General features: G+C 61.1%; 7 protein-coding genes and 2 pseudogenes. 4 read left to right on the plus strand and 5 right to left on the minus strand.

Going from position 1 to position 6,568, the window contains the following annotated elements; all coding sequences use genetic code 11:
• The first annotated feature begins 13 nt into the window (after positions 1–13).
• From X733_RS141700 to X733_RS1000000169780, 3 genes are all read left to right on the plus strand, one after another.
• A complete protein-coding gene (locus X733_RS141700; protein ID WP_245274494.1) occupies positions 14–1,108 on the plus strand; it encodes an acyltransferase in 1,095 nt (364 codons plus the stop codon).
• Complete coding sequence (locus X733_RS141695; protein WP_023819703.1) at positions 1,105–1,383, plus strand: hypothetical protein; 279 nt, start codon at positions 1,105–1,107, stop codon at positions 1,381–1,383. The genes X733_RS141700 and X733_RS141695 overlap by 4 nt, the downstream gene beginning before the upstream one ends.
• A gap of 262 nt (positions 1,384–1,645) precedes the next feature.
• Positions 1,646–1,897 (plus strand): hypothetical protein, encoded by a 252-nt coding sequence (locus tag X733_RS1000000169780; protein ID WP_155924266.1) that lies wholly within the window; start codon positions 1,646–1,648, stop codon positions 1,895–1,897.
• A gap of 10 nt (positions 1,898–1,907) precedes the next feature.
• Here X733_RS1000000169780 and X733_RS1000000170970 read toward each other — a convergent pair whose 3' ends face one another.
• Both X733_RS1000000170970 and X733_RS141685 read right to left on the minus strand, forming a co-directional pair.
• Positions 1,908–2,246, minus strand: a complete 339-nt coding sequence (locus X733_RS1000000170970) for a hypothetical protein (RefSeq protein WP_245263590.1) — start codon at positions 2,244–2,246, stop codon at positions 1,908–1,910.
• Between the two features lie 309 nt (positions 2,247–2,555).
• Positions 2,556–2,903: a nuclease gene (locus tag X733_RS141685; RefSeq protein ID WP_023819705.1), complete on the minus strand. Its 348-nt coding sequence runs from the start codon at positions 2,901–2,903 to the stop codon at positions 2,556–2,558.
• 731 nt (positions 2,904–3,634) lie between these two features.
• On the opposite strand from X733_RS141685, the gene X733_RS0135480 reads away from it, so the two are divergent.
• The gene (locus X733_RS0135480) at positions 3,635–4,372 is read left to right on the plus strand and encodes a LuxR family transcriptional regulator (protein WP_023819706.1); all 738 of its coding nucleotides are present in this window, start codon (positions 3,635–3,637) and stop codon (positions 4,370–4,372) included.
• A gap of 169 nt (positions 4,373–4,541) precedes the next feature.
• Here the strand turns inward: X733_RS0135480 and X733_RS1000000168590 are convergent, their stop codons facing one another.
• From X733_RS1000000168590 to groEL, 3 genes and pseudogenes are all read right to left on the minus strand, one after another.
• Positions 4,542–4,892, minus strand: coding sequence for a hypothetical protein (locus X733_RS1000000168590; protein WP_081740733.1), 351 nt, complete (start codon positions 4,890–4,892; stop codon positions 4,542–4,544).
• Positions 4,893–5,011: 119 nt separating this feature from the next.
• A pseudogene (locus X733_RS1000000168595) lies at positions 5,012–5,410 on the minus strand (TCP-1/cpn60 chaperonin family protein); the annotation flags it as partial.
• Between the two features lie 4 nt (positions 5,411–5,414).
• Positions 5,415–6,568: pseudogene (gene groEL, locus X733_RS01000000166535) on the minus strand (chaperonin GroEL); the annotation flags it as partial.

Here is a 6,568-nt window from a genome sequence, read left to right on the forward strand (position 1 = left end):
AATCAATGTTGTGATGATTGTCGAGCGTGATATTTGGATGGGACAAAACGCCCGCCTATCGGGGCTGGATGAATTGCGAGGCCTGGCGATCGGGCTGGTGTTGCTGTCGCATGTCGGGCCGGTCTTCGGAGAAGGCGGGACGGTCGCCGCTCTGCTGTTTGCGCCGGCTTGGAGCGTCGGGGTCGACCTGTTCTTTGTGATTTCCGGCCTGGTGGTGGAACGCTCATTGCGAAGCCTGCGCCTCGAGCGCGGTGCGCTCGAGGCGGCCTCCGCCTTCTATGTCAGGCGTGCTATGCGGATCGTACCGCTGGCCTGGTGCGTCGGCGCCATCCTCTCGATCGGGTTGATCATCCCGGGAAGCGGCGTTGAGCCTGCAGACGCGAAGGCGGCATTCGCCTTCATCTCGAATGCGCATTGGGCACCCTGTTTCGGGGGCGCCACAGGATGCGGGAACGCCTTTGCGTTTGGGCCATTCTGGTCGATTGCCGCCGAGATGCAATTTTATCTACTGGCTCCGCTCCTGGTGTTCTTGCTACCGCGGCGGGCGCTCCTCGCGCTGGCCGGACTCGTTCTCGTGGTCGGGACGTTCACGCTGCGGGCCTGGGGCGGGACGCTTTGGACGTTCCGCATCGATGGAATCGCGGTCGGGCTGGCGATCGGAGCAACCATGGGCACAAGCGCATGGCCCCGTCTGGCGGAACACCTGCGGGTGATCGGCAACATGGAAGCGGCGTTCTGGATGTCGATCGCGGCCTTCATGTTGGCGATCTTGCCGCCGGCGATGCATGGTGTGGCGACTGCCGTGCTGGCGCTGATGTGCGGGTGGATCGTGACAAGGGCGACCTTGCGGGATGATTCTGTGAACTGGCCGTGGCGGATGCTGCGCCGCTTGGGAGGCATCTCCTATGCCCTCTATCTGATCCATTTGCCGGTGCTAGCGCTGTTCAACTGGTCGCTTGGCCAATTCCTGGACGCTCCGGCGACGGCAACGCTCGCGATCGCCGTCGCGATCGGGCTGTCTCATGTGCTGACGGTGGCAATCGGAGATCCGCTCCGGCAGCTCGGCCGCCAATGGTCAAATCGAACAGTCCGGGAGGTGTTTCCGTGACGGAAGAAAATCGTCAGTGGTTGCTTGGTGGTGAAGATGTCGATCAAATTCCGCGAGGAGCGAGGGCGCTGGCGGAGCAGCTTTTGACCGAGACCGACGGCGATGCCGTGGCAGCGCTCGTCGCGGCATGCTGCGTCATTGGAGCCATGCGCTCGGCGGTATCGAGGGGTATGGTGCGCAACGGATCGCCGTCAGGGGTCGATATCGCGCAAGTGCTGGACGTGTTCATGCGAAGCGAGCTCCCAGCAGAAGAGCAGAACCTGACCGGTAGATGACTTCGGCCGCGAAGTAGCTAGCATGTTGGGGGGCTGTGCGGCCTGCCGCTCGATCCCCGGAATGCTGAATGCATGATACCCGCAGTTTGATCTTCGTGGACGACCTTCAGCAATGCCATGCACTGACACTGATTTCGCCAGGAAAGAGATTGAACTAAAGCCTTGCGAAACACTTTGGCCGAACGACTGATCGGTCTCGCATAGGGAAGCATGTTTTTTCGGCCGGAGGTGAGCGATGCGGCCTCCATGCCTGAAGGTCGCCATGACTGCTGGCGCGACCACACGCAATACGCTCGAAGTCGCCGAAGACGGTCGTCGCAATCTTCGAACTGGGATCTGCACGAAGAGACGCGGTGGTGAATTGGCGCGCAGCGTGACGACACATCCGGAGCGTCGTAAAAGCCGCTCGCAGCGTACCTCTCATACGCCCGCGGACAATCTTGCCGACGCCGGCGCCGTTGGTTTGGCCGTCGGCTTCTGTGCGCATCTGGCCAGCCGACACGCGGCAGTGTGACGGCCGCCGCTTAGTAGCGGTCGCCGAACCAGCCCTTGCTCTTGGGCGGCGAGGGTTCCTGATAGGCCCACGGGACAGACTTGTAGGACGGCCTCGGGTCTTGGACGCGCCAAGCCTTCTGCCAGTAGTAGAAATTGAGGGGTACTCGGGCGAGCACGCGACCATCGGCAGACAGGAGGTCGGAAGCGCAGGCGACGACGGGGCCGTCGTAAAATTGCACGCGGCCAGTATAGCCGTTGAGCGCTCCTGGCCGGCAGGCAAAGACGCGAACGCCTGCAGCGATCGTGTCCGGGGCTTCCGCGGGGACGGAGATCGTCTTGATGCCTTCCTTGGTGATGAGCGTGCGCACAGGCACGGAGTTCCAATGCGAGCGGCGCAAGGCGTTATTCGCCTGAGCTTCGGTTGGGTAGCCGGCTCGCCGGGTAATGACCGGCGGGAAGCGCCCCCAGTCTGGCGCATATTCTTGCCGGCTGCGACTGACCCGATCAGGCTTCCAATAGGAGTCCGTAGCCGAAACGGGGCCGGCCGAATGTGAAGCATGCGGCACTCGCTCGGCGCAACCGGCGAGCAAGGCCGCGGATGCGACGAGGTGGAAGATGTGACGAAAACAACGCATATCGTGCTCGGGGGTCATGGGTTTGCAGGTGAGAATTTCCGGTCAAGCCAAGGCCCAAATGCCGCGATAGGTTTTGCGAGCCTGACGCTCGATTTGGGCGTAGAGGGGGATGCGGCGATCGAGATCATCGGGGAGGGTGACGGCTACGCCTGCTTTCCGCCTTTTGCCGGCGACGTCGGCCATTTCGCTGGTTGCACAACGCGCGACGACTGCGTCTTTCCGGACCGGCAAGCAGACAAGCCATTTTTTCAAGGTGGCGGTTACGAGCCATGCCATGGCGATAACGCCACAAGGCAACGCCTGCTTTCCCAGCGTCGCGGTCTGGCCCAGGTCGCAGCCGTCGACGCCGCGATAGGTGCACGAAGCAAAAGTTGATTGCTGGTTCCCCATGGATCACTCCGCTTCAGATTCATCGAGTCAGTAAACTATCTTGCAAATCGCTGTGCAAGTGTCTCTGACTCATATCCCGCGAGGGGAGGAGGGTGCTCGTATCCGGATCCGCGCCCGATGGGCCGGGCAGGGCCTCGGTGTCGACTTGACGCGGGGCCATCAGGCAATCGATACTCTGAATGCGCGCTATGCCGTGGCGGTCGCAGCGGCATCCGCTGGACGAACTCAGCGGCTTCGTGGGCGGCCTTGCCTGATATCGCTGCGAGCCTTTCGAAGCCGCTGTTCGAGCGCTAAATAGCGAGCCGTAATCGAGTTCAGCTTTGTGAAAAACTGCCTGCTCTGCGCAGGGTTGCCCGGCGCAGGCGGGGGGAAGAAAGCAAAAAGAGCTTCCCGATCAGCGTCTAATTGTTTTAGCTCCGAGCAGAGACGGCAAATTTCGTGGTCGTCCGTTCCGGAACTCCGATGTGATGCACGGCGCGAGGTACGCGTAGGGTTAGTCTGCCGACCCACATCGTTCGACGAAAGTAAAATCGTATCCAAGGCGTTTCCTCCACGCCGGGGTGTGGTCATCCAATCTGGAATAATGCGGGTTGCAACCTATGTATACTGGCGGTTTTGCCTGTCACTTTTGACAGGTCGTGAGACGCTGGAATCCAGCGAGGAGCAACCTAGTGCGATAGCCGCGCGAATGGCTTGGAGAGGCGCGTCGAAAGCAAGGAGGTAAGCTGGATATGGCGAGATTTGACTCAAATTTTCACGACGTGACGGAGGATATTCACGCAGTTGCCTCTCCTGCGGACGCGGCGGACCTTCTGAACACAATTGTCAAAAGTTACGGTCTTGAGACGGCGGCCTTTCTTACCGTCAGGCCGGTTTACGAGGAACCGAGTAAGCCGTTCTATGTGACCACCTATTCGCCTGACTGGGTGAAACGCTACATCGAGAAGGATTTTTTCGACATCGATCCCGTGCTTCGCTATGGGCTGCGTGCTGTGAAATTGGTTGATTGGAAGGAGATCGACCTATCGGACAAGCCCGTGCGCACGTTCTTCGGTGAAGCGAGGGAACATGGTGTCGGGAAGCATGGCGTCACGTTCCCGGTTAGGGGTGTCGACGGCGACCGCGGCATTCTGACCGTGACGAGCAACGAGAACGCAGCGGCGTGGCAGACGTTTCTCAAATCCGAGGTTCGCGACTTCCAGCATCTCGCCGGTGAATTTCACAATGCTATCGGTCGAATCCAAGGAAGGCTACGCCATCCGACGGTCTGCTCCGATAGAGAGATCGAATGCCTGAAATGGTACGCGAGGGGAGAGAAGGTCAAACGGACCGCAGAGATACTGTCGCTATCCCCTCGCACGGTCCGATTTCATCTTGATCTAGCACGGGCCAAGCTTGGTGCCAAAAGCTTGGCCCATGCGGTTGCGATCGCGGCAGAGCGCGGCCTTTTCTTTCAAAGACTGTTCTGATCGGTAGCGCTTCGCGGGAAGCCGCCGGCAAAACTCGTTCCGTTTCGTGAAGCTGGGAATGCTAGAACGACTGAATCATGGGGAAAGAAGGGAGGCGTCGCTCTGGACAACCTGATCCGGAAAGGCACCGCGACGCTCCAAGGGTAGAATGCTGGCCAAACCAAGTGTCCTATTCGCAAACCACACGGTACCGCTTGCCGGGCTTGCTGATGTTCTTGCAGACAAGCGGCTTGTGTGGCTCGGAAGAGGAGAGCGGCGGACTTGCGGCTGGCGATGCCCGTCTGTTTGATGTCTTGAGACTTGCCGTACGGCGCGGTTCGAGTCTCTCCGGCTCCTGTGGCGCAACCGGGAACACGCTGGCTTCGATCCGCCGCTGCTGCAGGCGTGGCGGCTCTTTGTCAAAGAATCGCCTGGCATCAAGAGATCTCGGAATAATCACTGTACCATCATCGCTGTGCGCGCAGCCGCTGCCCAACAGTAAGGCCAGCCCCAGGAAAAAAGGCAGAATCCGTTCAAACATAAGCATACCCTTGGCCGGCGTATCCCCCGGCTTGCGGGTCGCCGACAACCGGCGCAAGGGCACGAAGAAAGGGCGGCATTGCTTGCCGCCCTTTCGAAATTGTCGAGATGCGTGGACCTTTAAAAGCCCATGCCACCCATGCCGCCCATGCCGCCGCCGCCCATGCCGCCAGGCATGCCGCCGCCAGCCGATTCCTTCTTCGGAGCCTCCGCGATCATGGCTTCGGTGGTGACGAGCAGGCCGGCGACCGAAGCCGCGTCCTGGAGAGCGGTGCGAACGACCTTGACCGGGTCGACGATGCCCATGGCGATCATGTCGCCATACTCGCCGGTCTGGGCGTTGTAGCCGTAGGTCGCGCCCTTGTTGTCGAGGATCTTGCCGGCGACGATCGAAGCTTCAGCACCTGCGTTCGAAGCGATCTGACGGGCCGGAGCCTGCAGTGCACGACGAACGATGTTGATGCCGGCAGCCTGGTCGGCATTGACGCCGGTGACCTTGATGTTGGCCGAAGCGCGCAGCANCCGCGATCATGGCTTCGGTGGTGACGAGCAGGCCGGCGACCGAAGCCGCGTCCTGGAGAGCGGTACGAACGACCTTGACCGGATCGACGATACCCATGGCGATCATGTCGCCATATTCGCCTGTCTGGGCGTTGTAGCCGAAGGTCAAGCCCTTGTTCTCAAGGATCTTGCCGGCAACGATCGATGCTTCCGCACCGGCGTTGGCCGCGATCTGGCGGGCCGGAGCCTGCAGCGCACGACGAACGATGTTGATGCCGGCGGCCTGGTCGGCATTGACGCCGGTGACCTTGATGTCGGCCGAAGCGCGCAGGAGAGCGACGCCGCCGCCTGCAACGATGCCTTCTTCCACGGCCGCGCGGGTCGCGTTGAGGGCGTCATCGACGCGGTCCTTCTTTTCCTTGACTTCGACTTCCGTCGCACCGCCGACGCGGATCACCGCAACGCCGCCGGCGAGCTTCGCCAGACGTTCCTGCAGCTTCTCCTTGTCGTAGTCCGAGGTGGTCTCCTCGATCTGCTGCTTGATCTGGGCGACGCGGCCCTGGATCTCGGCTTTCTTGCCGGCGCCGTCGACGATGGTGGTGTTCTCCTTGGAGATCGACACCTTCTTGGCGCGGCCGAGCATGTTGNAGGATGGCGATGTCTTCCAGCATGGCCTTGCGGCGATCACCGAAGCCCGGCGCCTTGACGGCGGCGATCTTCAGGCCACCACGCAGCTTGTTGACGACCAGCGTGGCGAGCGCCTCGCCTTCGACGTCTTCCGAGATGATGAGCAGCGGCTTCGAGGTCTGCACGACGGCTTCGAGGACCGGCAGCATCGCCTGCAGGTTGGAGAGCTTCTTCTCGTGCAGGAGGATGTAGACGTCCTCCAGCTCGGCAACCATCTTGTCGGCGTTGGTCACGAAGTAGGGCGAGAGATAGCCGCGGTCGAACTGCATGCCTTCGACGACTTCGAGTTCGGTCTCGGCGGTCTTGGCTTCTTCAACCGTGATGACCCCTTCGTTGCCGACTTTCTGCATCGCTTCAGCGATCATCTTGCCGACCGACTCGTCGCCATTGGCCGAGATCGTGCCGACCTGGGCGACTTCCTCGGAAGTCTTGATCTTCTTGGCGGCCTTGCCGAGAGCAGCGACCACTTCGGTGACGGCGAGATCGATG

It is taken from the genome of Mesorhizobium sp. L2C066B000 (assembly GCF_000502335.1).
Taxonomy (GTDB): Bacteria; Pseudomonadota; Alphaproteobacteria; order Rhizobiales; family Rhizobiaceae; genus Mesorhizobium.